The following is a 25,362-nucleotide window of genomic DNA, read 5'->3' on the forward strand; positions in this document are numbered from 1 at the left end:
ATTATTTTAATTTAGGAGATGTTTGATCTAAATCTTCAAGAATTTTAAGAAGAGAAAAAAGGATTACTTTGGGAGTTGGAGGATCACCAGGAATTTGATAATCCACAGGAATAACAGAATTCACTCCCCCAGAAACAGCGTATGATTCTTTAAAAATTCCCCCATCAATAGCATCATCCCCTACTGCTACAACAATTTTTGGATTAGGCGTTGCTTTGTAAGCTCGACGTAACGATTCAGCCATATTGCGTGTCACTGGGCCAGTAACAAGTAGCATATCCGCATGTCTTGGAGAAGCCACGAAGTGAATTCCGAAACGCTCAAGATCATAAAAGGCATTTGAAAGTGCGACGAGTTCCTGTTCACAAGCATTATCTGAACCAGCATCTACTTGACGAATAGCCAAAGAACCTCGAAACAATCGATTTACTTCGTTTTTTATCTTCTTCCCCACCCGTATAACTTCAGTTTCATCAAAATCTTTTCCTTCTGGAGAAACTACATTCTTCTGAGTTTTTACTATTTTTAGAAAAAGTTTAAACATAGCCTTATTTTATTAAACAATAAAACCAAACGTCAAAAGAACGTCTGCTCTTTTCTTAACCATTTTCAAAAGTTAAAAATGTCGGACTGTTTTTGATTCAGTCTCTGTTTTTACAATCATAAAAGAAAATCAAATGTATGATTTCTTAAAAATATACACCTCTTCTAGAGTATCTGCAATTTTTACAATACAAAAAATTGCATGAACTTTCTTTTGCTCTATTTCAAGAAATCTGCTTTATAGACAATCTTCTATTACTATAAAATAACTATTTACACTCTTTGAAAACAGTATAGAGAGTTTCTAAAATTTAATCAAACAATATCAAAAAATATTAACTGCAAAGCAAAAAATTGAGAAATATCATTATCTACTTTTTCTTAACTTTTTTATTTTTAGAAAAAAATGAAGTTTTGTTTAATCCAATTCTTTCGTTGGCGGAATTGATGTTGCTACTGAGTCTGACCTTGGTAAATCTGTATCTTCTCTTGGCGGAATCGTTGTTGATGACGTGTTTGATGAAGTAGTTATGACCGAAGAAGATGACTCCTTATAGGTTCGCTTTACAGCAAAATAATAAACAAGAGCCCCGATAAATCCTGTAAAAACAACAAGAATCATCCACATTGCTTTATCTTGAATATTATGTTTAGCGATATGAACAATCATCAGTATCCAAAATATAAGAGAAAAAATTCCAAAAGCACCAAATATAAGAAGAAAAAATCCTATTCCCAAACCTAAACCAAGAACCCCTTTAACCTGATTCTTCAACGCTTCACAAGGAACCTCACTACCATTTACCGTACATTGAGATGCGGCAAGAGAAATGTTATTGGTTACCAAAAACAATGCAAGGATTAAAAAAGAAAAAATAGCAACATTCTTTTTCATTTTCAACATATATTTTAAATCCATATATTATATTTAACACTCTAATTATTACACAAAATACTTACCCCTAGCAAATATGAAATAATATCTTTCCTTATCTTATTTCATATTTTAAATACCTGAACAAATTTCGATCAATTTTTATTTTATTTGAGGATGAATTTGATAATCTTATTTACTAAATTTTCCTATTATATAGAGTATCCAAAATAGCTATTAATACAATAACAAAATATACATTTAAGAAAAATATAGAATAGTATTCTTTCTTGTTTTTTAAGAAAAAGCCTGAACGAAAACCGTTCAGGCAAAAGAGAAGAAAAGAAAAATTTTTACATGTATTAATCTTTCATTTCATTCAAACGATCTATCTGCCGTTGCAGATAATCAACGATAACCCTCCTTGAAAGTGGATGAAGAAGCGACAACCCTTCTCGTATACGATTAACCTCCTCTTCAGCAAATTACTGCTCCCTAAAACGATCTTGCTGTTCGAACAACATGAGAAAACTCTCCAAAAAAACTAAGGGGTGAAAAAAGAATAAGAAAAAATAGTACTTTTGTCAAAGTCTATGATAAAAGTATTTCCATTCAAATACAAAAAAACGTATCAAAAGTTTAGCAAAAGATATCCTTATTTTAGATAAGAAAATAAAAAACCCTGCCGTTTTTGACAGGGTCAGTAAAAAATGATTATTTCCTATTTATTTTTGATAGACTCCAGTTGACCAAATATAATGTCATCAATTCGATTTTTCGAGGTCGCTGCCTTCATAAAAATCGTAACTCGATCAATATCTTTGATAACATTTATAAGTATTTCTTTCTTTATATACCTCGCTGAAATCGACTCGAATGCCATATCCATAAGGTCTTTATCAGCACGTGCTATACCTATTGCATAGGCTATAAAGCAAGCAATTCCCGGATGTCGCTTATCTATTCGCTGAGAAAAATTCCTCCATGATATCCTCCATCGGCGCCATTCGGTATCCGAAATATTAACGCGAGAAATACGAAGGAAGAGGGTTATTTTGGCCAATTCATCAACCCATCCCCACTGTTGTAAAGAATTTTCTTTCAGAAAAATTCTTTCTATAGATCGTTTGTGATACTTCTGACAATGAGAACATTAATAGTACAAAGCGAGTACATACGCTATGTATTCACGCTCAAGGAAGGTTAAAACGAATGGGTCGGATTCACCAGGAGATCCCTCGAAAGCATGTGCATGAAGTTCTTCAAGAATTTCAGCAAATGCACTTCCAGGAATCACGGGAGTTTTCATTGTATTAGCCATTGCTCTAGAAAACCTCTTTTGAAAAGAACCAAAGAACGTACCTATCATATACCAAAAGATTTCTTTTATTCAAGAAAAAATAAATTTACCTATTTTTCAATAAAAATCTAAAAAACATTATTTTTTAATTTCATCAAATCCAAAAAAATTCATTAGAAAATAGAAAAGCTCAACATTATTATGTTGAGCTTTTTTGATTGTTATACTACTAATCTACTAATCCCTAAGATGTCTGATTGTCCCGATTATTATCAGCCTCTTTCGAAAACTCCCAAGAATTTTCGAGCTCCTTAGTCTCCTCGGATACTTCGAAGAGTTCGTCGTTGAGGATCTTCTCAACGATTTGTTTTTTTCCTACAACTTTCATGACTCTCTCCTCTTTATGAAAAGAAACGTATTCATCGCCTATATGTTACATTTTTCTTGTAACACAAGAAAATAATATAGTATCAATATTTTGTCAATACTTGCCAAAAATAACATATTGTGTTTCTATACTCTTGTTGAAATTTCAACAAGAGTACTTTTTAAAAAAAGGAGAAGTAAAAAATGATTACATCTTTAGAAATAAAAGAAGAAATAATGATTCTTGAAATTCGAGAAATTATCAGGGACTGCATTTCTGGAGATCTTGAAAGATTTCCCCTTCTCAAAGAATATCCAGAAGATGTCGTACATATAGAACTTATATCTTTAAAAATCACCGGTGACGTTCTCTTACAATGGGAAGATAATGCCAATCTTTCTATTTTTATAAAGGAATCGTATGGTTGTGATTATGGAATACTCCATCCGGATGAAACCATAGAAGAATTTTGGGATCATGAAAATTAAAGTTAAAATCTAAACGTTCTTTGTTTGAAGCCACTTTTTTACAAAGTGGCTTTTTTATTTAGGCAAGAATGAAATAGCTATTTATTTTTATTTTAAAAAAAGAAACCCCTTACTTTTTCATGTAAGGGGCTATTGTATAAGAAGATAGTATCTTCTTATTATTGACGATATAGAGTGGGTCTTTTCATAGAAAATATGTCTTTTTGCGACATAGGGGAACCTCTAAAAAGTGGCTCCGAGGGACCTTTTTTATCAGACACTCCCCAGGGTAAAGATTTCTTTATTTTCATTGAAATGATTGGTTTCACTTCCAAATGATGATCTTTATCAGGAAAGGTATTTTGATCAAATTCTTCAATCACGAGTATTCTCCTCTTTGTAAAGGGTAAAAAAATAGTAGAGAGAATACCCAAAAAAGTCAAATTCAAAAGTTAAAATTTATCCCCATTCTCAGCGAAAGAAAGAAGTTGTATGAGCACTGGTCAACGTTTCAAAATTTAAGCTCTACATTAACAAATTTTTCAAAAATTAAACTAGGGATTATAAAACATCTCTATCAAAAACGGGAATAGAAAGAAGTTTTAAAATTTCTTGGCTAGTTTTCGTAATTCCACAATTTCATCTCTAAGAAGCATGGCTTTTTCGAATTCCATTCGTCTTGCGGATTCTTTCATTTCTTTTTCTTTCTGAGAAATATGTCGCAATAACTCTTTTTGACTAGAAAAAACCAAAGTGTCATTGGGAATTTTTGGGGCAATTTCATGATCTACTATTGATGATATTTCCTTACTAATTGTCGTTGGAGTAATGTTATGATCTTCATTGTATTTCTGTTGAATTTTCCTTCGACGATTTGTTTCATCGATAGCTCTTTTCAAAGATCCTGTTAATTTATCCGCGTAAAGAAGAACTCTTCCACGAATATTTCTTGCTGATCTTCCTATTGTTTGAATAAGTGCTGTTTCACTCCTAAGAAAGCCTTCTTTATCAGCATCAAGTATTGCAACCAAAGAAACTTCAGGAAGATCCAAACCTTCACGAAGCAAGTTAACTCCTACAAGTACTTCTATTTTTCCTCTACGGAGGTCTTCCAAAATTTTTATTCTTTCTAGCGTATCTACCCCAGAATGAAGATACTCAGCCTTAATTGCATCTTCTTTCAAATATTCGGAAAGATCTTCCGCCATTTTTTTTGTAAGTGTTGTTATAAGAACACGATCACCCCTTTTTGTTACTTTGACAATTTCTTTCATAACATCATGAACCTGATCCTTGGTTGGACGAACGATAAGTTCAGGATCAATAAGTCCTGTTGGTCGAATGATTTGTTCTACGACGTTCTCAGAATGAGCTTTTTCATACACAGCGGGTGTTGCACTCGTAAAAATAACATTATGAATATGATCTTCAAATTCTGAAAATCGAAGGGGTCTATTATCCAAAGCACTTGGGAGACGAAAACCATATTCTATAAGATTCTGTTTCCTAGCACGATCTCCGTGATACATACCTGAAATCTGAGGAACACTTACATGAGATTCATCAATAACAAGAAGATAATCATCTCCAAAATAATCCACCAAAGTAAAAGGTGGGTCCCCTGGAGATCTTCCTGTAAAATATCGAGAATAATTTTCAATACCAGAGCAGTACCCAATTTCTCGAAGCATTTCGATATCTTGTTTCGTTCTATGTGTTATTCTTTCCGCTTCAAGAAATTTTCTATGTTTCTCAAAATATCCAATTCGTTCTTTTAATTCTTTTTCAATTCCCGAAAGAGCATCATTCATAACCAAATCAGGAACTACGAAATGTTTGGCAGGATAAAAAAGTATACGATCTCTTTTGGAAATAATATCTCCTGTTAAAAAATCATATTCCACAATTTCTCGGACAATTCCTCCATCAAAACAAACTCGCACTATCGTTTCATGACTAGGAAGCATAACTTCAATAACTTCTCCACGAACACGAAAAGCTCCTCGAACAAGAAATTCGCTTCTAGAATATTGCATTTCTACTAAACGTCGTAAAACATCTTCTCTATTTAACTTTTCACCAACACTAATATCGATCATGCTATTCCTATAAAATTCTGGACTTCCCAAGCCATAAATACAGGAAACACTAGCAACAACAATAACATCTTTTCGACTCAACACCTCCGCCGTAGCACTATGTCGAAGTCGGTCTATTTCTTCATTAATTTGAGTTTCTTTTTCGATATACGTATCAGTCACACTAATATATGCCTCAGGCTGATAATAATCATAATAAGAAACAAAATATTCCACAGCATTCTTGGGAAAAAACATACGGAACTCAGAAACAAGTTGTGCAGCAAGTGTTTTATTTGGAGCTATAACTAATGTTGGTTTTTGAATTTTTTGAATAACATTAGCAATGGTAAATGTCTTTCCTGATCCTGTAACTCCAAGAAGTGTTTGGAATCGATTACCCTTTTTTATACCAGAAATAAGCGATTGTATCGCTTTCGGTTGATCACCAGAGGGTGTGTAATGTGTAGAAAGTTCAAACTGCATAGTTTTTGGTTCCGAATTGTTTCAAGCCTATTTTGTTACTATAAAAGACTTGTTTCTAAAAAACAAGGAAATGGTATTCAATTTTAAAAAGATTTTCTAAAATTTTCTTAAAAAAAATCCTCGAAGATTAAGAATCCTCGAGGACTATTCTTTCTTTTTCAGAAAGATTTATTCACATCTCTCTTTCAAATATTTTTTTGAATATCCAGAAAGAAGAAAAGGAAATGTCGCTAAAATTTGACCATTTTGAGCTCGAAGCGTTGAAACCAGCGCAAGCTGACCAGAAAGAAAATTTCTCGTAGTCGAAAGTCCGGGACGATAAAAATTTAATGCCCGAATCCGAAGACGATCAATACTCTCTATTATCTCTTGAGGAATTTTGGGAATACTCTTTCGAATGAAAGTCTCCAACTCCTCGAAAGTCATATCAGCCCACTCTTGAGGAACACTCCATTCAAAATGAGAAAGCGATTGAAGAATCTTCTCCGGAACATCTTCCGGTATCTGTTCTGAAATAAAAACAGGAACAGGACTTTTAATCAGTCGAGTGATATCTTCACCGAAACTCTCATTTATCATTCGTCTCTCCCCTTCTGGAAAATGCAACCTCTTTCGATTGGCTCGAATAATAGAAGCCGCAAACCCTACAACAAAAGAAAGAGTGAAAATTCCTCCGTTAGAGCACTCATTTACCGGAAAAGGTAGAGCTGCTTCATACGGGCCTCGGGCTCGATTGGTTATCACTACGACACTTTCACTGTGGTGTTGATATGGATACGATCCTCTTTTATTGAGCAATAAACCCAAAACACCATTAGCAAGAAGGAGGAAAGATCGTAAACGAAATTCCTCTAGAGACATCTCTTGAGAAAGAACATTACAAAGATCTCTCGAAACAGCGAGAAGCATTTCGTAGCCAGGCTCTGAAATTCCTCCCCAAAGTCGAAACATGCTTTCAGCATAGTCTCGATCAAAATCGATTGTACCAATATTCCTTTTTATTTCCTCCGTGATGAATTTAGACAATCCGTCCTCTTTTTTTGCAAAAACTTCTGTTGAAAGGATTTTTCCTTCTCGAGAAAGTTCTTTTAAAACGGAGTCTGTGAAACCTTCATGGACAACACGCGGGTCAGAAAGTACGAGAGGTTGTTCTAATCCCATGAACAAGAATCCTGATCGAACATCGAAAGATACTTGGATAACAGATATCTTGCATGATTCTTTCGGACCAAACTTCTTCCGAGAAAAATCTTGTATAGCATCCGCAATCAATTTCTTTCGAGAAACATCCTGAAAAAGTCCATTATCAAGAGAAGAAACTCCACAAGACAAAATTTCTTCTTCTCCTTTTGCAGCGCAATAACTATGACTATCTAGAATCACAAAAGCTCTTCCAAAACGCTCAACACGCTCAAGAATTTCTTGAGTAAAATCTCCTTCTTTAAGGAAGAAACTACCATCTTGTCTACAAAGAGCATCCGAAATATCTGCTGCAGGAGTTCGAAAAGAAACAAAGGGTAAACCAAATACTGTTTCCGAAAGAACTCTCCCGTCAATACAGAATACTGGAATTACGGATTCGATAGGAAGAAAGAAAATCCTTCTAATGATTGAATCCACCTTTTGCATTCCGATAGATTCAAAATCTGCCACTCTCGCATTTCTTGTTCTCACGAATTCTTCTATAAGAAAACGAAGATACTGAATCTCAGGTGATTGAATAGTCCTCCCAAAAAGAGAAGCAAAATTTTCAATGTATCGTGGTATGTTTTTCAAAAAACTATCTCCCAAAAAAATGTTTGAGGGTATATATACTCATCCAAAAATGAGCCGTGCTGAGTATAAAAGGAAAATTATTTTTCAGCAAGTGTTTGACGCTTTGAAATAGAAAATGTCATCCCCTTGCTTTTTCCCGTGCGTATGCTAAATTAAGACCAATCAAGAAAGTCCTCTGATTATCTCGCCTGTTTTTAAATAATAGGATTAGATGATCATATGCCGTCGCAAAAGGTTTTCTTGCGTCGTTTTTATTTTTTAAAAACATGTTTCTTAAATAGATAAGCACAATAATCATTATGCGGTACGAAATACTCTATCTCATTGGGGAGCCTGATACGGCTAACCTCGAAGTTATCAGCAAAACAGTTGAAGACCAACTTACAAGTCGTGGTGCTATTCTTTCTGAGGAAAGATGGGAGAATCGAAGAAAACTCGCCTACCCTATCAAACATATTACTCGTGGAACTTTTATAGCTCGAAGATTTGAAATGCCTGAAAAAGAAATTGTTTTAGGAAAAAATGATACAGAAGAACCCATATCTTCTCTCCAAAAACAACTCAATCTCATGCCGGAAATTCTTCGTCATATTATCGTTCGAGCTGACGAACTTCCCTCTCTCAAGGATTTTTCATCAAGAAAAGAAGAAGAGAAACTCAAACATTCTCAAGAACCAAAATCATCAGCATCTAAAAATGTTAGTGGAAGAAAATTTGAGAAAAAACCCTTAGAAAAGAAACCTATTTCTTCAGAACCTTTTATTAAAATTGAAAAACAAGAAGAATCTACTCCTGAAAAAACACCATCAGAAAAAGAGGATATGCCTAAGAGTAAACCTATTTCGGATGATACTACAAAAGAAATAGATGAAAAACTCGACGAAATTCTCAACATGTAAACCAGCTTTTAGTAGTCTGAAATAAACATATGAATCTCAACAAAGTTATGCTCGTCGGACGACTCACAAGAGATCCGGAAATCCGCTCTACATCGTCAGGTCAATCAGTTGGCACCATAGGACTTGCCACCACCTATACATGGACTGATAAAAATGGCCAAAAACAAGAAAAACCAGAATTTCACAATCTCACTCTCTGGGGAAGAACAGCAGAAATTGCTGGTCAATATCTAACCAAAGGTCAAGAATGTTATTTTGAAGGACGTCTTCAAAGTAGATCTTATACAGGAAAAGATAATGTGGAAAGAAAAGTTACCGAGATAATCGTCGAGAATATGCAAATGGGATCCAGGCCTCAAGGCTCCGCCCCTCGACCCGCAACAGGACAATCATTTTCTTCAGAGAAGACGCCTTCGTATTCGAATCAGGGTGCCCCAACAGGAGCTAAAAGACCTGAAGAAAATAAACCCAGAGATGAAGAAATCCCAACTATCAATCTTGATGATGAAAAAGATGATATCCGGATCGAAGATGTTCCTTTTTAATTTTTATTCTCTCATTAATTTAGCTATACCCCTATGAAACAATGTTATTTTTGTTCCAATAAAATCGATACTATTGATTATAAAGACGCCTATCTTCTTAGACGCTTTATGAACTCTTTGGGAAAAATTTATCCTCCCAAAAAACATGGTACCTGCGCAAAACACCAAAGAAGTCTCACGACATCAATAAAAAGAGCTCGTATTATGGCACTTGTTCCTTTTACAACAAGATAAAAAGAGTAATTGTTTTTTACTACAAATCAAAAACCTATGCTTTCACTTTCACAAATCAAAGCGGGTAAAAATATTATAGTTGATAATCAACCCTATACTATACTTACCAACGAACATTCTAAAATGGGAAGAGCGGGTGCTGTTATGAGAACGAAGCTCAAAAGTCTCATTACCGGGTTTCTTATTGAAAAGACATTTCAGGGTGCTGATAAAGTAGACGAGGCTGATATCTCCAAGTCAAAAGCTCAATATCTTTATACTGAGGAAGAGAATCTCAATTTTATGGATATGGAAAGCTATGAACAATTTTCCCTCCCCAAAGAAGCTATTGGAACCTCTAAACAGTTTCTTCTAGAAGGAACTGAGGTTGATATTCTTCAATGGAATGGTCAACCTATCAATGTTGAACTTCCTGTAAAAGTAACGCTATTAGTAACTGATGCGCCTCCAGGAATAAAAGGTGATACGGCCTCTGGTGGAGATAAGGTTGTCACGCTCGAAACTGGTGCAACACTCACCGTTCCTCTTTTTGTAAAATCAGGAGATAAGGTTATTATCAATACCCAAACAGGATATTACGTTTCTCGAGCCTAAATATCTTTTTTATTTTTTTATTCTCTCACTGATCTCCTTTTATTACAAAATTTAGAAAACTATGAGAGAAAATAAAGATTAACAATACGATTCTTCTACGTAGAAAATCCCCTTTAATAAGGGGATTTTTTGCTATAAAACACTCTATGCCAATTTAGGGTTGTATTTCTTTCCAAATCTCATCATCATTAACATTACCTGATTTTGGAGGGTATTTAAGAAAGAGAAGCTTTGTAGAGTCAGGATTATAATTTGTTTTTGTTACTCTTATTGTTCCAGAACATTTATCTTGAACGCTTGTAATTATTCTTGTCGAAGATGTTCCTGCTGACATGCTTAAACAAGAAGATTTTGAATTTGTCCAAGCAACCCCTTCAGCAGGAAGTCCTGTAGAGCTATCACATACAGTCATTACAGCAGAATCCTTTATGGCAAGAATTTTACTTTCAGGAAAAAATGATCCATTACAATCACTTCCTGACCTGAGGACAAGACTTTTCTTCTCAATGATAACCTTATCTTGTTTTGTAAATGGAATATCTTTTGTGCAAGAATTTCCAAAAAGAGTATAGTTTAGCCTTATAGACGGACCAGAAAGAACTGTTCCAGGAGCTCCTATTTCACCTATAGCCGTATAATTAATGGTGAATGTTCGAGAATCTCCAGATTTCATATCTGGAGAAGAATTATTCCAAGTGAGAAGAGATCCAATTTTTGAATTCCATCGAGGAGTTGCACTTACTACTGTTACATATATTTCTTCTGCTGGGAAACTTATTGATATATCTTCCATCAAAAATGGCTTTCTAATTTCTCTAAAAATATTTTCGAAAATAGTCTTCAGATCATCTGCATTTCCTTGTGAATAAAAACCTTTTCCTGTTCCTGCTGTGGTAGCAATTTTTACAAGATTTTCTTTATTAAATTCAGTACCACTGTCAGTAATACCTATGGTATACACCGTTACATCGCTTGGAACTGCATTTATACCCGCACTTATTGGTGGGTTTGTATTATGAGCACCATCTGAAGCCAAAATAATAAATTTATTTGAATCTGGATTTCCATTTGAATTCATATGAGTTCCCGCCGTAAGGAGACCTCCTCCGATAGAGGTAGCTCCCACTGCAGTAATTCTATCAATTGAATTTTTTACTGCTTGAAAATTTTCGGATAATCCATAATCCAATGTTGTGTCTGATGAAAAAGTCACTAAACTAGCTCTACTTCCTCCATTTTTGTCTTTTGCAACCATATCAACAGCCTCTTTGAGAACGCTTTTTGCAGCATCTATTTTGATCTTTCCCGAAGCATCTGGCCAAGCCATAGAACCAGATCGATCCATAACAAAAACGACATCCACATTTCCTCCATCTTCAGTGTTAGCATCGCCCGTTACTTGAAAAGAAAAAGTTGTTGGAATAGTATCTCCAATATAAAATGTATTCCCACTAATTTCATGCTTGACGTTGGGAAATAATGCCCCACAATTTGCCGGGGAAGCAGCTTGAACAGAAGAATATAATCCTCCCAAAAAAAGAAGGAAGGAAAAGAAGAAAGCCACTCCTATTGTTCTCATACTTGTATAAAATTTCATTAATTATTCTTTTATATCTTTTGCTGGAGGGCCAACAAATACTGATTCAGCAACCAAAACAGCTTCTCCTGATTCTACTTCTGAAACAAAAACATCACCCGAAAGAACAAAGGCTATACTATCTCCTTCTGCCACTTCTTGAAAACCAATCTTTTTTGTCCCCGTTTCTTTAAAAATTGTCTGTCCTCCGACTTCTTGCAGAGTACCCAAAGTCTTAGTAATGCCATTTTTTTGAGAATCTCCGGTATTTACTTTTACCGTTGTATACACACCATCACCATTGCTATCAACACTAACCCTAATTGCATCCATATCTTTCCCTATTACAGTACCACTCAGCGTTCCCACAATAGGCTCTTCTTGAATAGATTCTTCATTTTGAAAAGTAGAAGATTCAACATTTTGAGGAACTATCGGAAATTCTTTTTCATCTTTAACGCTCTTAGAAAACACTTCAAGAAATATCCACCAGAAAAGAACGAGAATGATAACAGTAGAAAGAGAAGAAATTATCGCAGAAAAAAGTATAATTTTTCGTGTTGATTGTTTTGGATAGGAAGTTCTACGAGAAACCTCCTCCTTAACAGCTTTTTCAAATTGTTCTTTTGTATAAGAAACTTCTTGTTTTTTGTTAGCCACCAACTCTTTAATGTGCTGTACAACTTTTATCGGAGCTGAAAACCCACGAACAAAATATCCATCAATACCAAGATTTTGAGATCGTTTTCTATCTTCATCACGGTCAATATGGCTATTAATGATGAAGAATGGGGTATTTTCTCTCATTTCTGAGCGTATCTTTTCTATCAACGAAAACCCATCCATACCAGACATTTCTATTCCAGTAAAGACAACATCAAAATGGTGCTTTTGAGAAAGTAAAAAAGCGTCTGTTCCATTGGAAGCTGTAGTAACCTCCAACCCCGCTAATGTCATGGATTCCTGATAAATTTCCAAAGTAGAACGATCATCATCTACAACAAGAACTCGTATTTTTATTTTCATATTTGTATACATTATTAACTCCTTTCATTTATTATACTTGAGTTTCTTTCTTCTTGCAAAAATTCTTTATTAGTTTCTTCTAAACATTCAGAAGGAAGTTCTTGAGCTTTTTTTAGCCTCTTTTCAATAGTACGACTTTTCGAAGATGCTCGTTCAATAGCATTGCTCGCTTCTTGAAGCTTCTTATGTGTTTTATCCAAAATATCACCAAAAACAGAGAATTCTTTCTTTACTGTAGCTAGGAGCTCCCATACTTGACTAGATTGTTTCTCAATCGCCAAGGTACGAAATCCCATTTGTAAACTATTAAGAAAAGCTGCAATTGTTGCTGGACCAGCAACAACGATACGATATTCTCGACGAAGCACATCAGCTAAGCCCCCTCGACGAAGAACCTCGGCATATAATCCTTCATTAGGAAGAAAAAGTATACCAAAGTCAGTAGTAGTTGGAGGATCAAGATATTTATCTCGAATATCCTTGGCCTCACTTTTTATACGTATTTCTAATTGTTTTGCATAATAATCAATCTTTTCTAAATCACCCTTTTCCGAAGCATCCACCAATAATTGATAATCCTCCAAAGGAAATTTAGCGTCTATAGGAAGAAGAACATACTTTCCATCTTCACGTTTTGCTGGAATTTTTATAGCAAATTCAACTCGATCATTCGATCCTAGTTTTGTAGCGACATTTATATCGTATTGTTCAATAGTAAGAATATCCGCAAGAAGATTTCCCAATTGTGCTTCTCCCCATGTTCCTCGAGTTTTTACATTTTGAAGAACTTTCTTAAGATCCCCCACACCCAGAGCAAGTGTTCTCATTTCTCCAAGTCCTTTATAAACAGATTCTAATTGAACTTGAACTTTTACAAATGAAGCGTCTAGACGTTTCTCTAAAGTATTATGAAGTTTTTCATCCACTGTCTGTCGCATTTTCTCAAGTTTTTCAGCGTTATCTTTTTGAAGAATAAGAAGTCTTTCTTCTACAACCTTACGGATATCTTCCATTCTGTTTTCATTTTTTTCGATAAGCTCAGCAAGTTGTTTGCGAAAACGTTCAAGGCCTTCTCCTTGAGATTGGGAAATGCCTTTTAAAATATCTCTCAATTCTTCACGAGAATCCTGATTTCCTCGAGACATTTCTTGACGACCTTGATACGATTCTTGTCTAAGAAGTAAAAGAATACTTTTTTCCATTCGATCCATTCGATCCAAAAAGAAATTTTCTTTCTCATTTTTTTCGGAACTTTTTTTAAATAGAAAGAAAAGAATGGCTACGCCAATAAATACATTTCCAAAAAGAAGATATTTTTCCATATTTTTTCATTTTTTTTAGTATACCATAAAAACATACACCTTCCGAATACTTTTTCATTGCAAAAATTATAGTAATAACGTTAACCTTTTCAGAAACCATTCTTATCCGTATGATGAAGTAATCTACATACATTTTCCAAAAAAAGTGAGCACGTAATGTGCTCACTTTTTAATGTATTAGCAAAAAGTTTTCTTTCAATTTTCTTTGAAAGGCTCTTTTCCTTTGAGATTCAAAAGAATATTTAGTCCTTTTTCTCTTCTGTTTGGGCATCTTTCACCTCATCTTCTCCTTCAGATTTTTTTTCTTCCTCTTGAACATCTGATGCGGGGGCTTCTTTTTCTTGAGCCACTTTGTAGAGTTTTTCTCCTATGGTTTGGGCTGTAACAGAAAGTTCTTGTGTAGCTTTCTTCACAGCTTCAACATCAGATTTCTCATCTCCAAGAATTTTTTTCAATTCTTCAATTTTTTCTTCTACGGGCTTCTTTTCTTCAGCTGAAACCTTATCTCCTGCATCTCTCATAGCTTTCTCCGTTACGAAAATAAGTGTATCAGCAGAATTTCGCACTTCTACTAATTCTTTCTTTTTCTTATCTTCCTCAGCATGTAATTCTGCATCTTTTTTCATTCGTTCAATTTCTTCTTTTGTGAGCCCACTAGAAGCTTCAATTTTTATAGATTGCGTTTTTCCTGTTGCTTTATCTTTAGCAGTAACGCTCAATATTCCATTAGCATCGATATCAAACGTAACTTCGATCTGAGGAATTCCTCGAGGAGAAGGAGGAATACCATCAAGGATAAATCTTCCTAATGATTTATTATCTGAGGCGACTGGACGCTCTCCTTGTACAACATGAATTTCTACACTCGGTTGATTATCAGATGCTGTGGAAAATGTCTGTGATTGTTGTGCGGGAATAGTTGTGTTTTTTTCAATCAAAGGAGTGGCTACACCTCCCATAGTTTCAATTCCAAGAGTAAGAGGTGTTACGTCCAAAAGAAGAACGTCTTTCACATCTCCAGCTAGAACACCTCCTTGTATAGCAGCTCCTATTGCTACAACTTCATCAGGATTTACACTTGAATTAGGTTTTTTCCCAAAAAATTCTTCTACCTTTTGTTGGACAAGAGGCATTCGAGTCATTCCTCCCACCATAACAATTTCTTCGATATCTTTCACGCCAAGACCAGCATCTTGAAGAGCTTGTTTCATTGGTTCGAGTGTTTTATCAACCAAATCATGCACAAGTTCTTCTAATTTTGCTCGCTTAAGAGTCATTACGAGATGTTTAGGACCATTCGCATCAGAAGTTATAAAAGGTTGATTAATTTCAGTTTCAATCGCGGTAGAAAGTTCAATTTTTGCTTTTTCTGCAGCTTCTTTAATTCTCTGAAGAGCAAGCGGATCTTTTCCGAGATCGATACCTTCTTGTTTTTTAAATTCATTCAAAATCCAATCAATAATACGTTGATCGAAATCATCTCCTCCAAGATGCGTATCTCCATGAGTTGATTTTACCTCGATAGTATCATCTCCTACATCAAGAATAGAAATATCAAACGTTCCACCACCCAGATCATATACAGCGATTTGTTCATTTTTTCTCTTATCAAATCCGTATGCAAGTGCGGCAGCTGTAGGTTCATTTACTACTCGTTTCACATTAAGTCCTGCAATTTCTCCAGCTTCTTTTGTTGCTTTTCTTTGAGCATCATCAAAATATGCAGGAACAGTAATTACTGCGTCAGTAATAGTTTCTCCAAGTTTTGCCTCAGCATCACTTTTGAGCTTTTGCAAAATCATAGCACTGATTTCTTGAGGAGTATAATCTTTCCCACTCATAGAAACCTTCACTCCACCATTATCAGACCCTACTACCTTATAAGGAAGATTTTTAATATCTTTTTGAATTTCTTCATTTGAGAAATCCCCACCAATAAGACGTTTCACACTAAATAACGTATTCCCGGGATTCGTAACTGCTTGACGCTTTGCAAGAAGTCCTACAAGTCGCTCCCCCGTTTTTGATATTGCTACCATAGATGGGGTAGTTCTATTTCCTTCCTTATTCTCGACGATTTCAGGCTTTCCCCCCTCAATAACCGCCATAGCGGAATTAGTGGTTCCCAAATCGATTCCTAAAATTTTTGCCATATTTTTTTAATCAAAGAAAAAACTTTTTTGAAAAATTTCTTCCTGATGTACAAATAATTATTTATTCTTTACCATTTTAATTTTGGAAAACTGTCGCTTTCCTTTTCACCGCTTTGCAAGAAAACAAAGCAGTGTTAGGAATACTCAGTCTTCCCTTGTCTCAATAGCTACTCTCCTCGGCTTTACTTCTTCCGCTTTGGGCATAGTAATAGTGAGAACTCCTTTCTCATAAGAGGCTTTTACTTTCTCGTTCTTTACCTTCATGGGAAGAACGACTGAACGAGAGAAACTTCCTTCACGAATTTCTTTTCGATAATAATCTTCGTGTTTAATTTCTTTTTTCTCTCGAGTTTCTCCAGAAACCGTCAGTACATCATTTTCCACTGAAACTTCAATATTTTTTGGCTCAATATCAGGAAGAGATACTTTGGCGATAACATTATCACCATCCTGATAAACATCCATAGCTGGAGAAAAACTTCCGGAAAACCATCTATCTTCATCAAAAATTCGATCAAGATCCATGATGGGTTGCCAATGCATTATTTGTCTTCTCATACTTCGTTCACCCCCTTTCTTTACATTCTTTCTTCTCTACATTTATTAGTACAAAAGAAATTCTTTTAACTTTCGAGATATTTACAAAACAGCTACTCGAGCCGGACGAATTATTTTTCCTTTAAAGCGATATCCTTTCTGAATAATTTTAGAAATTTTTATAATAGAGGATTCTTGCTTTTCTTCTTCACTTTCTTTTTCTGATTCAAGATTTCCCCTATTTTCAATCGCTTCATGAATCTCTGGATCAAACACATCTCCCTCTTTCACTTCAATCTCTTCTACATCTATTTCACGAAGTACTCCTTCGAGTTGTTTGTGAATATAGGTTATTCCTGTAACCCAAGGATCATTCTCATGATCTTTGGGAACATGCACAATTGAAGATGAAAAATTATCGATCACGGGAAGAAAATTTAAAACCACATCCTCTACCGCACGAACAGAAATTTCTCTTCCGTATACCTCTTGTCGCTTTTTAAAATTTTCAAAATCCGCCAAGCAACGCCTCCATCCAAGTAATGATTCCTTACTTTCCTTATATTCTTTATAAGAAAGAATTGCATCTTTACTATCTTTTTCAAGCTCCATATCTAAAGCTTTTGAAAGATCAAACCATTTGTATTCATTATTATGAGTTTCATTTTCAATCTCATCTACCTCATCTTTGAGAGAAAAAAGAGAAATACAAGAAAGATATTTTTCACCCTCTACGGTAGTAAAAGAAAAAGACAATTTATCTTCAACACTCACTCGCATATTCATTTCTTCGTAAATTTTTTGAACGAAAAATTCTTCAAAAGATTCTTCGATGCTTACGCTTCCTTTAGGTATACCAAAAGGAACATTCCCTTCCTTTTCTTTAACAAAAAGAATATTTCCAAATTCATTCACAATAATACCCTGAATAAAACATTGAGACATCATCCCTTTTCCTTCTTTAATTTTTTCTTCTTTCTTATCCATATACATCTTCTTTTATTATTATCAAACATTCATTCTCTTACCCAATTTTCCACCCAATCAAAAGAAAAAAACGAAAACTATTCCAAAGGATGGGAGGGTGTTAAGAATTTTTTTCATATATTCTACAAGAGATTTATTTCTCTCATATCTCATTCTTTTTGGTCCTATAACAGCAACAATTCCTGGCTCACCGCTCTGACTTTCATACGATGAAACTACCATGGAATATCCCGATATCCCATGAATAGGATTTTCATCTCCTATATAAATTTTTGTCTTATCCTTTCCTAAATCCTTAATGAGAATATCAACTTTTTCATCTATATAATCTAATGCCTCCGCCAATCGACACAATTCATCTCGATTCTGATCAGACTCTATCAATAAACTTCTTAAACCTGATTCATAGAACTCTTCTCTATCCAATCTCCCTACCATTCCAATATTTCCCGAAAGAGCAGAAAGAAGTTTTGCTGTTGTTCTTGCCATTCGAACATTTTTTGCTCGTAACTGAAGAATTTCTTTTTGCATATGAATTTGTTCTTCTCGCGTAGGCTCATGTTCTTCCATAAGGGTCTCCACAAAGAAACGATAGCCTTTATCCGTAGGAACCCTTCCTGAACTCACATGAGGTTGAAAGAGAAAGCCTTCTTCTTCAAGAATACTCATATCATTTCGAACAGTTGCCGGGCTAACGTCCGGTGCATATCTTTCAACAAGACAACGAGAACCAACAGGGAGTCCGCTTTGAGTATATTCTTCTATTACAGCCGAAAGTATTTTTTGTTGACGAGGGTTCATAGAACAAAATTCCCAACACAAAATAAAAATGAATTACATTCTTATTATAGTAACCGTTTTAGCACTCGTCAAGTCCGAGTGCTAATTTTATATTTTTAGCTTAAATAAAACTATTGCCAATCTTTTTTTGAAACGAAATTTTCAAAGTTTACCTTCTTTTTCTCGCTACACGAAGCCTGGCAAGTTCTTTTTCAAGTTGAGCAGCTACTGTTGCGTATTCTATTTCATTGAGATCTTTTCTTTCTTTAGCCTCTTTAGCACGTGCTACAGCTTTTTCTACTCTCTCGATATCTATTTCTTCTGCACGTTCAGCAGTATCAGCAAGTACTGTAAGTATATTTTTTCCAAATTCCAAAAAGCCACTCGACAAAGCAAGTTCTTCTTTTTTTGAATCTTTAGCAAGAACAAGTCGAATTTCTCCTGATCGCAAAACTCCAACATAAGGAATATGATCAGCTAAAATGGTAATCTCCCCATCCACAACAGGAAGTGTTACCTGTACAACATCACAATCCATTACTTTTCGCTCTGGTGTGGCAAGAATAAAATGAAATGATTTCATAGATTCACAAATTTTTAGAAGTTATAGAAAGGCTAACTATCTATTACTTACTCAAAGCACATACATTAGACACCCTCTCTTACTTCACTAATATCTCCTTTCAAATAAAAATTTTGTTCAGGAACATCATCCATTTCCCCCTCAGCAATCATCTTAAAGCCTTTGATAGTATCTGTAATCTTTACATATTTTCCTTCTCTTCCAGTAAATTGTTGTGCCACAAAGAAAGGTTGGGAAAGAAATTTTTGAATTTTTCTTGCTCGAATAACAGTAATTTTATCTTCATCCGAAAGTTCATCCATTCCTAAAATAGCAATAATATCCTGAAGATCTTTGTATCTTTGCAAAATTCTCTGTACATTTCTCGCAACACTGTAATGTTCTTCTCCCACAATTCTTGGGTCCAAAATAGTTGAGCTAGAATCCAAAGGATCTACCGCTGGATAAATTCCCAATTCAGAGAGTGCTCGAGAAAGCACAACTGTTGAATCTAGATGTCCGAACGTCGTTGCAGGTGCTGGATCAGTAAGGTCATCAGCCGGAACATATACAGCTTGAACGGAAGTAATAGAACCTTTTTTTGTCGAAGTGATACGTTCTTGTAATTGTCCCATTTCCTCTGCCAGGGTAGGTTGATATCCCACCGCTGAAGGAATACGTCCAAGAAGCGCAGATACTTCAGATCCAGCTTGTGTAAAACGGAAAATATTATCGATAAAAAGAAGAACGTCTTTCCCTTCTTCATCACGAAAATTCTCTGCCATAGTAAGCGCTGAAAGAGCTACTCGTTGACGAGCTCCAGGAGGCTCATTCATTTGTCCAAAAACAAGTGCTGTTTTTTCAAGAACTCCAGAATCTTTCATTTCATGATAAAGATCATTTCCCTCACGAGTCCGTTCTCCTACTCCAGCAAATACCGAATAACCACCATGCTCTTGAGCAATGTTTCGAATAAGTTCTTGAATAACTACTGTTTTTCCCACTCCAGCACCTCCAAATAATCCTACTTTTCCTCCTTTAACAAAAGGACAGATAAGGTCGATAGATTTTATTCCTGTTTCAAAAATTTCTGCTCTTTGTGACTGTTCAGAAAAACTAGGCGCACTTCTATGAATAGAAAGTTTTTTCTTAGCTTTTATTTCGCCCTTATTATCGATAGGCTCTCCCAAAAGATTAAGCATTCTTCCTAAAATCCCCTCTCCCACAGGTACCTGTATAGAACTTCCTGTTGATTTTACTTCCATATGTCGTCTCAATCCATCCGTGGAAGCAAGTGCAACACATCTTACTATTCCTGTTCCCAAATGTTGATGTACTTCCAAGACCACTTTCTCCCCATCTTCTTTTATTATTTCAATAGCCTCATAAATCTTTGGTAATTCCTTGAGAAATTCCACATCCACTACCGGTCCGATTATCTGCGTAATTTTTCCTGTGCTCATATAATTATTCCTTTTCTTCTACGTTATAAAATAGTATGCGTAATAACATTATAAATATTTTTTATTCCAGAGCCGCCCGTCCAGCACTTATTTCTGCAATTTCTTGCGTTATCTTTGCCTGTCTAATTCGGTTATATACCAACATAAATTCATCAGCAATCTCTCCAGCAGCATCGGTTGCATTCTTCATGGCAACCATTCGCGAAGCTTCCTTTGATGCATTTGACTCTAAAACCATATGATATATCTGCGTTCGAATAAGTGCGGGCAGTAATGCATCCAAAACAACTTCCGGGGATGGTTCAATTTTATATTCATACGAAGGGCCAGTAAGTCCAATTTCTTTTTGTAAGATATCCATTTCAGCAAGTTGTTTCTCAAATTCTGAAACGCTTACTGGTAAAATTTGACGCGTCTTCGTTTCTTGTTTCAGGGCAGAAATATAATCCGTATAGACAACAACAATCTTGTCATATCGTCTTTCTAAATACCAATCAATAAGAGTATTAGCAACTGTTCGCGCTTCATCAAAACTTGGCGTATGCATCAAATCAGGAAAAGAAGCAATAAGATTTTTTCCTAATGTTGTCGCCATTTTTTCTGCTTTTCGACCAATAGCCACAACATCTACGATGCGATCTTTTTTTGATAATTCCTTTTTAACTTCTCCAGAAAAAGCAAATAATCGATCTTCTTGAGAAAGGAGAGAGCGAAATTTTTTCTGTACTTGTGTGTTAAAACCTCCACAAAGACCTCTATTAGAAGCAATAACTACAATTAAAACATTTGAAATTTCTCGCGCATCAAGAAGTGGGTGTTTTCTATTCTTCATTGCTCGTGACATATTTGCCAAAATACTCCAAGCATTATGAGCATAAGGACGAATATCCAGAACATTCTTCACAGCACGTTGCATTTTCGCAGCTGAAACCATCTGCATAGCACGCGTCACCTTCTGCGTGTTCCTAATGGAAGTCACTCTTGATCGTATTTCACGCGCTGATCCCATAAGAAATTATTTAATCGTATAAAAACACTATTTTTTAGATTCCAAAAATATGTAAGACACCCCCTTTTCTATCAAATATTTTTCTTCTTTATGATAGATAAAGTTTTATACATATTTTTCTACTGTTCCAGATATACTTCTTTAAATTCTTTTATCGCCTTTTTAAGAAGTTCCTCAATTTCTTCCGTTATCACCTTTTCCTTCGTAATCTTCTCAACAATATTTTTTTTCTGAGAATCAAAATAAGTCAAAAGCTCCTGTTCCCATACGCGAACCTTTTCAACAGGAACTTCATCAATATATCCCCGAGTAACGGCGTACAATGAAATAACTTGCTGAGAAACTGTTAAGGGAGAATACTGATCTTGTTTTAAAATTTCTACAGTCCTTCTTCCTCTCTCAAGTTGACTTCGCGTTTTTTCATCAAGATCAGAACCAAATTGTGCAAAAGCTTCAAGCTCTCTAAATTGAGCAAGGTCGAGACGAAGTTGACCAGCCACTTGCTTCATAGCTTTAATCTGAGCCGATGATCCTACGCGAGAAACTGAAAGTCCCACATTTACTGCGGGCCGAATGCCTTTATAAAATAAATTACTTTCCAAATAAATTTGTCCGTCAGTAATAGAAATAACATTCGTTGGAATATAAGCACTTACATCTCCAGCTTGAGTTTCAATAATAGGTAATGCTGTTATAGATCCCCCTCCATATTCTTTATTAAGTCGAGCACTTCTTTCTAGAAGTCGTGAATGCAAATAAAAAACATCTCCTGGATAAGCTTCTCGTCCTGGTGGGCGACGAAGAATAAGAGAAATCTGACGATATGCCCAAGCATGTCTTGAGAGATCATCATAGACAACTAGAACATCTTTCCCTTGAGCCATGAAATATTCTCCGATAGCGCATCCTGCGTACGGGGAAAGAAAGGATAAACTCGCAGCCTCTGATGCTCCAGCACTTACGACTACGGTATATTCCATAGCTCCACGACTTTCTAATTCTGCAACAATTCTTGCAACTTTAGATTCTTTCTGTCCTACAGCCACATAAACACAAATCATATTCTGCCCCTTCTGATTAATGATAGCGTCAATAGCTACAGCAGTTTTTCCTGTTTGTCGATCACCAATGATAAGCTCTCTTTGACCTCGTCCGATAGGAATCATAGCGTCAATAGCTTTGATACCAGTTTGAACTGGTTGATTCACTGCTTCACGAGTCACCACTCCTGGAGCAACTTTTTCAATAGGCATCCGTTCTTTTGCGGGAATTTCTCCCTTTCCATCTTTCGGAGCTCCAAGTGGATCAACGACACGACCAATAATCTTTTCACTCACAGGAATAGATAAAATTTTTCCCGTAGCACGAACCATATCTCCTTCAGCAACATCTCCGGATGATCCTAAAATCATCACACCAACCTGACTTTCTTCCAAGTTAAGAACTACACCAAAAAGACCAGATTGAAATTCTACCATTTCCATAATGGCAACTCTGGAGAGACCGGAAATGCGAGCGACGCCATCTCCTGATTCTAAAACAATTCCAACAGGATCCTCTTTTGCTTTGGGATCAAATGCTTGAATCTGTTTCTGAATATAATCAATAATAGGATCTGTATGTTGCATATATGTGCATTATAGTTAGAAAAATTAAGGGAAATAGAAGAAATCTTCTTTTATTTCATATATGTTTTTAATACTCGAAATCTTCTGGCGATACTTTCATCATAACCTTTCTCTCCAAAGTGAATTTGCGCTCCTCCACCAAGAAGTCTATTTTCCTCCCATACAATATTCATTTTTGGATTTTTTCTTACAGCCTGAATCTTTTTTTCTAAATCACTTTGTTCTTTTGGAGAAAATGTATAAGCAGTCTGGAGTCGAGCCGTTTCCGTAATTTGATCTTTTTCCTGATATTCCCAATACAACCGTTTAATTTTTGAAAAAAGTCCCAAATGATGATTTCTTCTCAAAATAAAAATAAATTTTTTCGAGATCATGGCGGTATCTTCAGGATACTTTTTTATAAGTACCCTTAAAATTTGAATATATTGTTTTGGAGTAATTTTCATACAGATAAAAACAAAAATGCACAATAACTAACTATACAATACTATCTTCTTATGACTAGGAACTCTTTTTCGACATATCCAAAAGAATATCCTCAATAAACTTTTTATCTTCAGATGAATCCCAACGCTTTCCCACGACCTTTTCTGCGGCAAAAACAACCAACTTCGCTATATCTGACTTGAAACGAATAATGTATGCGCGTCGTTCTTCTTCCGCCTGGCTTTTAACTTCTTGAAGAATTTCTATTGATTCTTCTTTTGCCTTTTCAAGAAAAACATCTGCAGAACGTTTAGCTTCTTTATGTGCTTCTGAAAGAATTTCTTTTGCTTCTCGTTTTGCATCAAGAACAATTTTCTCCGCTTCAATTTTTACTTTTTTATGAAGCTCTTCAGACTTTTTTGCATGCTCAAGACCCCTTTCAATTTTCTTTCTTCGTTCCTCCAAATATTTTAAAATTGGAGTAAATACAAATCGTCGAAGAACATAGAAAAAAATAAGAAAGTTAATCAATTGTGCAAGAAAAAGTCGCCAATCAATTCCTAGTTTGGAAAGAATTTCCATACAAAAAAGCTAAACGAATTTAATAATCAAAGCTATAACTAAAGCATAAATAGCAACTGCTTCAGTAAATGCCATACCAAGAATCATCAATGGCTGAATTTTTCCTACTGCTTCAGGATTTCGACCAACCGCTTCAACAGCTTTTGAAACCAAAATACCCAAGCCTATACCAGGTCCTATTGCTCCAGCTCCAATAGCTATAGCTGCACCAAGTGATTTCATAGCCTCAACATTACTTACCATCGCTTCCGCGACTTCTTTTGCTTCTCCCATATTTTTACGTATTCCCTTTATTTCCCTCATCCCTTAAAAAGAGAATGGGAATATAATTAACTGACAAATTATTCTTTCTTCACTTCTTCTTTTTTTGAAAGAAAAAGTATTTAAAAGAACAATCAATGTTCCGCCTTCACTGTTGCCATCTTAATAAAAACTGCTGTAAGCATAGCAAATACCAATGCCTGAATAAAACCAACAAAAAGCTCCATAAAAAGAAATGGGATAGGTACGAAATAAGGAACAAGCACGAGCATAACCATAAGAAGAACCTCTCCAGCAAAAATATTTCCAAACAATCGAAAAGAGAAAGAGAGAATTTTAGATACTTCACTGACCAATTCTAAAAATCCAACAAAAGTTCCAATCCCATAAGGTTTCTTAAATGGACTTACAAAGAACTTTCCAAGATAGGAAGAGGCGCCCAAGGCAGAAACACCGAAATAATGAATAGCAAAAAGAGCGACTGCCGTCAAAGCTAATGTCATATTCATATCTGCCGAAGCACTTCGGATAAAAGGTATAAATTCTTTTTCTCCATGGACAATTTCAAACATTCCCACCGTTCCCATTCCGGGCAGAACTTCAAAAAGATTAATAACCCAAATAAAAATAAATATAGAAGCGATAAGGGGAAATGTTCTTCGAGAAAGATTTTTATCCTGCATAACATCATTCACCAAATCCAAGAGAAAATCTATCAAAGATTCAAAAGCATTTTGAATCTTCTTTGGAACTAAAGAAATTTTCTTCTGAACAAAAAGAGAGATAGCAATAACAAATCCACTCAAAGACAACGTTGCCAATAATGTATTGGTAAGAGGAAATGTTCCAATAAAACCAAGAATTTCCGGAGAAAGGGAAATGTGCAT

At 35.3% G+C, this 25,362-nt stretch carries 25 protein-coding genes and 1 pseudogene; 5 read left to right on the forward strand and 21 right to left on the reverse strand.

What is annotated here, in order from left to right:
- Position 1: 1 nt before the first annotated feature.
- The 3 genes and pseudogenes from IPN70_00160 to IPN70_00170 all read right to left on the reverse strand — a co-directional run bounded on the left by IPN70_00160 (position 2) and on the right by IPN70_00170 (position 2,738).
- Positions 2 to 544 carry an NADH-quinone oxidoreductase subunit B family protein gene (locus IPN70_00160; GenBank protein QQS61337.1) on the reverse strand — a complete coding sequence of 181 codons (543 nt, stop codon included), beginning with the start codon at positions 542 to 544 and terminating at the stop codon, positions 2 to 4.
- A 417-nt stretch (positions 545 to 961) separates the two neighbouring features.
- Positions 962 to 1,462 (reverse strand): PLDc_N domain-containing protein, encoded by a 501-nt coding sequence (locus IPN70_00165; protein ID QQS61338.1) that lies wholly within the window; start codon positions 1,460 to 1,462, stop codon positions 962 to 964.
- Between the two features lie 676 nt (positions 1,463 to 2,138).
- Positions 2,139 to 2,738 (reverse strand): annotated as a pseudogene (locus tag IPN70_00170) (hypothetical protein).
- Between the two features lie 549 nt (positions 2,739 to 3,287).
- On the opposite strand from IPN70_00170, the gene IPN70_00175 reads away from it, so the two are divergent.
- Entirely contained in the window at positions 3,288 to 3,572 is a 285-nt protein-coding gene (locus tag IPN70_00175; GenBank protein ID QQS61339.1) for a hypothetical protein, read from the forward strand.
- Positions 3,573 to 3,730: 158 nt separating this feature from the next.
- Here IPN70_00175 and IPN70_00180 read toward each other — a convergent pair whose 3' ends face one another.
- From IPN70_00180 to IPN70_00190, 3 genes are all read right to left on the reverse strand, one after another.
- Positions 3,731 to 3,934, reverse strand: a complete 204-nt coding sequence (locus IPN70_00180; GenBank protein ID QQS61340.1) for a hypothetical protein — start codon at positions 3,932 to 3,934, stop codon at positions 3,731 to 3,733.
- A 219-nt stretch (positions 3,935 to 4,153) separates the two neighbouring features.
- On the reverse strand, positions 4,154 to 6,115 hold the full coding sequence (uvrB, locus tag IPN70_00185; GenBank protein QQS61341.1) for an excinuclease ABC subunit UvrB: 1,962 nt from the start codon (positions 6,113 to 6,115) through the stop codon (positions 4,154 to 4,156).
- Positions 6,116 to 6,283: 168 nt separating this feature from the next.
- The gene (locus IPN70_00190) at positions 6,284 to 7,891 is read right to left on the reverse strand and encodes a hypothetical protein (GenBank protein ID QQS61342.1); all 1,608 of its coding nucleotides are present in this window, start codon (positions 7,889 to 7,891) and stop codon (positions 6,284 to 6,286) included.
- 299 nt (positions 7,892 to 8,190) lie between these two features.
- Here IPN70_00190 and IPN70_00195 point away from each other — a divergent pair, with 299 nt between their 5' ends.
- The 4 genes from IPN70_00195 to efp are packed head-to-tail and all read left to right on the forward strand — an operon-like array spanning position 8,191 to position 10,163.
- On the forward strand, positions 8,191 to 8,790 hold the full coding sequence (locus tag IPN70_00195) for a 30S ribosomal protein S6 (protein ID QQS61343.1): 600 nt from the start codon (positions 8,191 to 8,193) through the stop codon (positions 8,788 to 8,790).
- Positions 8,791 to 8,819: 29 nt separating this feature from the next.
- Positions 8,820 to 9,335 carry a single-stranded DNA-binding protein gene (gene ssb, locus IPN70_00200; GenBank protein QQS61344.1) on the forward strand — a complete coding sequence of 172 codons (516 nt, stop codon included), beginning with the start codon at positions 8,820 to 8,822 and terminating at the stop codon, positions 9,333 to 9,335.
- A gap of 33 nt (positions 9,336 to 9,368) precedes the next feature.
- Positions 9,369 to 9,569 (forward strand): 30S ribosomal protein S18, encoded by a 201-nt coding sequence (locus tag IPN70_00205; protein ID QQS61345.1) that lies wholly within the window; start codon positions 9,369 to 9,371, stop codon positions 9,567 to 9,569.
- A 36-nt stretch (positions 9,570 to 9,605) separates the two neighbouring features.
- On the forward strand, positions 9,606 to 10,163 hold the full coding sequence (gene efp, locus IPN70_00210; protein ID QQS61346.1) for an elongation factor P: 558 nt from the start codon (positions 9,606 to 9,608) through the stop codon (positions 10,161 to 10,163).
- A 154-nt stretch (positions 10,164 to 10,317) separates the two neighbouring features.
- On the opposite strand, the gene IPN70_00215 is transcribed toward efp, so the two are convergent.
- From IPN70_00215 to atpB, 15 genes are all read right to left on the reverse strand, one after another.
- Positions 10,318 to 11,742: a VWA domain-containing protein gene (locus tag IPN70_00215; GenBank protein ID QQS61347.1), complete on the reverse strand. Its 1,425-nt coding sequence runs from the start codon at positions 11,740 to 11,742 to the stop codon at positions 10,318 to 10,320.
- A 21-nt stretch (positions 11,743 to 11,763) separates the two neighbouring features.
- Positions 11,764 to 12,765 carry a response regulator gene (locus IPN70_00220; protein QQS61348.1) on the reverse strand — a complete coding sequence of 334 codons (1,002 nt, stop codon included), beginning with the start codon at positions 12,763 to 12,765 and terminating at the stop codon, positions 11,764 to 11,766.
- A gap of 14 nt (positions 12,766 to 12,779) precedes the next feature.
- Positions 12,780 to 14,087 carry a DNA recombination protein RmuC gene (gene rmuC, locus IPN70_00225; protein ID QQS61349.1) on the reverse strand — a complete coding sequence of 436 codons (1,308 nt, stop codon included), beginning with the start codon at positions 14,085 to 14,087 and terminating at the stop codon, positions 12,780 to 12,782.
- Positions 14,088 to 14,329: 242 nt separating this feature from the next.
- Complete coding sequence (gene dnaK, locus IPN70_00230) at positions 14,330 to 16,240, reverse strand: molecular chaperone DnaK (protein ID QQS61350.1); 1,911 nt, start codon at positions 16,238 to 16,240, stop codon at positions 14,330 to 14,332.
- Between the two features lie 144 nt (positions 16,241 to 16,384).
- Complete coding sequence (locus IPN70_00235) at positions 16,385 to 16,798, reverse strand: Hsp20/alpha crystallin family protein (protein ID QQS61351.1); 414 nt, start codon at positions 16,796 to 16,798, stop codon at positions 16,385 to 16,387.
- 81 nt (positions 16,799 to 16,879) lie between these two features.
- The gene (gene grpE, locus IPN70_00240; protein QQS61352.1) at positions 16,880 to 17,764 is read right to left on the reverse strand and encodes a nucleotide exchange factor GrpE; all 885 of its coding nucleotides are present in this window, start codon (positions 17,762 to 17,764) and stop codon (positions 16,880 to 16,882) included.
- A gap of 57 nt (positions 17,765 to 17,821) precedes the next feature.
- Positions 17,822 to 18,565: a hypothetical protein gene (locus tag IPN70_00245; protein QQS61353.1), complete on the reverse strand. Its 744-nt coding sequence runs from the start codon at positions 18,563 to 18,565 to the stop codon at positions 17,822 to 17,824.
- 148 nt (positions 18,566 to 18,713) lie between these two features.
- Positions 18,714 to 19,127 (reverse strand): ATP synthase F1 subunit epsilon, encoded by a 414-nt coding sequence (gene atpC / locus IPN70_00250; GenBank protein ID QQS61354.1) that lies wholly within the window; start codon positions 19,125 to 19,127, stop codon positions 18,714 to 18,716.
- A 65-nt stretch (positions 19,128 to 19,192) separates the two neighbouring features.
- Positions 19,193 to 20,569 carry a F0F1 ATP synthase subunit beta gene (gene atpD, locus IPN70_00255; GenBank protein ID QQS61355.1) on the reverse strand — a complete coding sequence of 459 codons (1,377 nt, stop codon included), beginning with the start codon at positions 20,567 to 20,569 and terminating at the stop codon, positions 19,193 to 19,195.
- A 61-nt stretch (positions 20,570 to 20,630) separates the two neighbouring features.
- Positions 20,631 to 21,578: an ATP synthase F1 subunit gamma gene (atpG, locus tag IPN70_00260; protein ID QQS61356.1), complete on the reverse strand. Its 948-nt coding sequence runs from the start codon at positions 21,576 to 21,578 to the stop codon at positions 20,631 to 20,633.
- Between the two features lie 119 nt (positions 21,579 to 21,697).
- Complete coding sequence (locus tag IPN70_00265) at positions 21,698 to 23,206, reverse strand: F0F1 ATP synthase subunit alpha (GenBank protein ID QQS61357.1); 1,509 nt, start codon at positions 23,204 to 23,206, stop codon at positions 21,698 to 21,700.
- A 50-nt stretch (positions 23,207 to 23,256) separates the two neighbouring features.
- Complete coding sequence (locus tag IPN70_00270) at positions 23,257 to 23,652, reverse strand: F0F1 ATP synthase subunit delta (protein ID QQS61358.1); 396 nt, start codon at positions 23,650 to 23,652, stop codon at positions 23,257 to 23,259.
- Between the two features lie 55 nt (positions 23,653 to 23,707).
- Positions 23,708 to 24,214 (reverse strand): F0F1 ATP synthase subunit B, encoded by a 507-nt coding sequence (gene atpF, locus IPN70_00275; protein QQS61359.1) that lies wholly within the window; start codon positions 24,212 to 24,214, stop codon positions 23,708 to 23,710.
- A 9-nt stretch (positions 24,215 to 24,223) separates the two neighbouring features.
- Positions 24,224 to 24,457: an ATP synthase F0 subunit C gene (atpE, locus tag IPN70_00280; GenBank protein QQS61836.1), complete on the reverse strand. Its 234-nt coding sequence runs from the start codon at positions 24,455 to 24,457 to the stop codon at positions 24,224 to 24,226.
- A 152-nt stretch (positions 24,458 to 24,609) separates the two neighbouring features.
- On the reverse strand, positions 24,610 to 25,362 hold the full coding sequence (gene atpB, locus IPN70_00285; GenBank protein QQS61360.1) for a F0F1 ATP synthase subunit A: 753 nt from the start codon (positions 25,360 to 25,362) through the stop codon (positions 24,610 to 24,612).

The sequence above is a fragment of the Candidatus Moraniibacteriota bacterium genome (assembly GCA_016699795.1).
GTDB lineage: Bacteria > Patescibacteriota > Minisyncoccia > Moranbacterales.

What these genes read in the sequence shown, in the direction of transcription:
- atpD (QQS61355.1), bottom strand. Translation starts at nt 20,569, where the DNA reads ATGAGCACAGGAAAAATTACGCAGATAATCGGACCGGTAGTGGATGTG.
- atpG (QQS61356.1), bottom strand. Translation starts at nt 21,578, where the DNA reads ATGGGATCAGCGCGTGAAATACGATCAAGAGTGACTTCCATTAGGAAC.
- rmuC (QQS61349.1), bottom strand. Translation starts at nt 14,087, where the DNA reads ATGGAAAAATATCTTCTTTTTGGAAATGTATTTATTGGCGTAGCCATT.
- IPN70_00175 (QQS61339.1), top strand. Translation starts at nt 3,288, where the DNA reads ATGATTACATCTTTAGAAATAAAAGAAGAAATAATGATTCTTGAAATT.
- IPN70_00195 (QQS61343.1), top strand. Translation starts at nt 8,191, where the DNA reads ATGCGGTACGAAATACTCTATCTCATTGGGGAGCCTGATACGGCTAAC.
- IPN70_00165 (QQS61338.1), bottom strand. Translation starts at nt 1,462, where the DNA reads ATGGATTTAAAATATATGTTGAAAATGAAAAAGAATGTTGCTATTTTT.
- IPN70_00220 (QQS61348.1), bottom strand. Translation starts at nt 12,765, where the DNA reads ATGAAAATAAAAATACGAGTTCTTGTTGTAGATGATGATCGTTCTACT.
- IPN70_00265 (QQS61357.1), bottom strand. Translation starts at nt 23,206, where the DNA reads ATGCAACATACAGATCCTATTATTGATTATATTCAGAAACAGATTCAA.
- IPN70_00270 (QQS61358.1), bottom strand. Translation starts at nt 23,652, where the DNA reads ATGAAAATTACTCCAAAACAATATATTCAAATTTTAAGGGTACTTATA.
- atpC (QQS61354.1), bottom strand. Translation starts at nt 19,127, where the DNA reads ATGAAATCATTTCATTTTATTCTTGCCACACCAGAGCGAAAAGTAATG.
- atpF (QQS61359.1), bottom strand. Translation starts at nt 24,214, where the DNA reads ATGGAAATTCTTTCCAAACTAGGAATTGATTGGCGACTTTTTCTTGCA.
- IPN70_00235 (QQS61351.1), bottom strand. Translation starts at nt 16,798, where the DNA reads ATGAGAAGACAAATAATGCATTGGCAACCCATCATGGATCTTGATCGA.
- atpB (QQS61360.1), bottom strand. Translation starts at nt 25,362, where the DNA reads ATGCACATTTCCCTTTCTCCGGAAATTCTTGGTTTTATTGGAACATTT.
- dnaK (QQS61350.1), bottom strand. Translation starts at nt 16,240, where the DNA reads ATGGCAAAAATTTTAGGAATCGATTTGGGAACCACTAATTCCGCTATG.
- grpE (QQS61352.1), bottom strand. Translation starts at nt 17,764, where the DNA reads ATGGATAAGAAAGAAGAAAAAATTAAAGAAGGAAAAGGGATGATGTCT.
- uvrB (QQS61341.1), bottom strand. Translation starts at nt 6,115, where the DNA reads ATGCAGTTTGAACTTTCTACACATTACACACCCTCTGGTGATCAACCG.
- IPN70_00205 (QQS61345.1), top strand. Translation starts at nt 9,369, where the DNA reads ATGAAACAATGTTATTTTTGTTCCAATAAAATCGATACTATTGATTAT.
- atpE (QQS61836.1), bottom strand. Translation starts at nt 24,457, where the DNA reads ATGGTAAGTAATGTTGAGGCTATGAAATCACTTGGTGCAGCTATAGCT.
- IPN70_00215 (QQS61347.1), bottom strand. Translation starts at nt 11,742, where the DNA reads ATGAGAACAATAGGAGTGGCTTTCTTCTTTTCCTTCCTTCTTTTTTTG.
- ssb (QQS61344.1), top strand. Translation starts at nt 8,820, where the DNA reads ATGAATCTCAACAAAGTTATGCTCGTCGGACGACTCACAAGAGATCCG.
- efp (QQS61346.1), top strand. Translation starts at nt 9,606, where the DNA reads ATGCTTTCACTTTCACAAATCAAAGCGGGTAAAAATATTATAGTTGAT.
- IPN70_00160 (QQS61337.1), bottom strand. Translation starts at nt 544, where the DNA reads ATGTTTAAACTTTTTCTAAAAATAGTAAAAACTCAGAAGAATGTAGTT.
- IPN70_00245 (QQS61353.1), bottom strand. Translation starts at nt 18,565, where the DNA reads ATGAACCCTCGTCAACAAAAAATACTTTCGGCTGTAATAGAAGAATAT.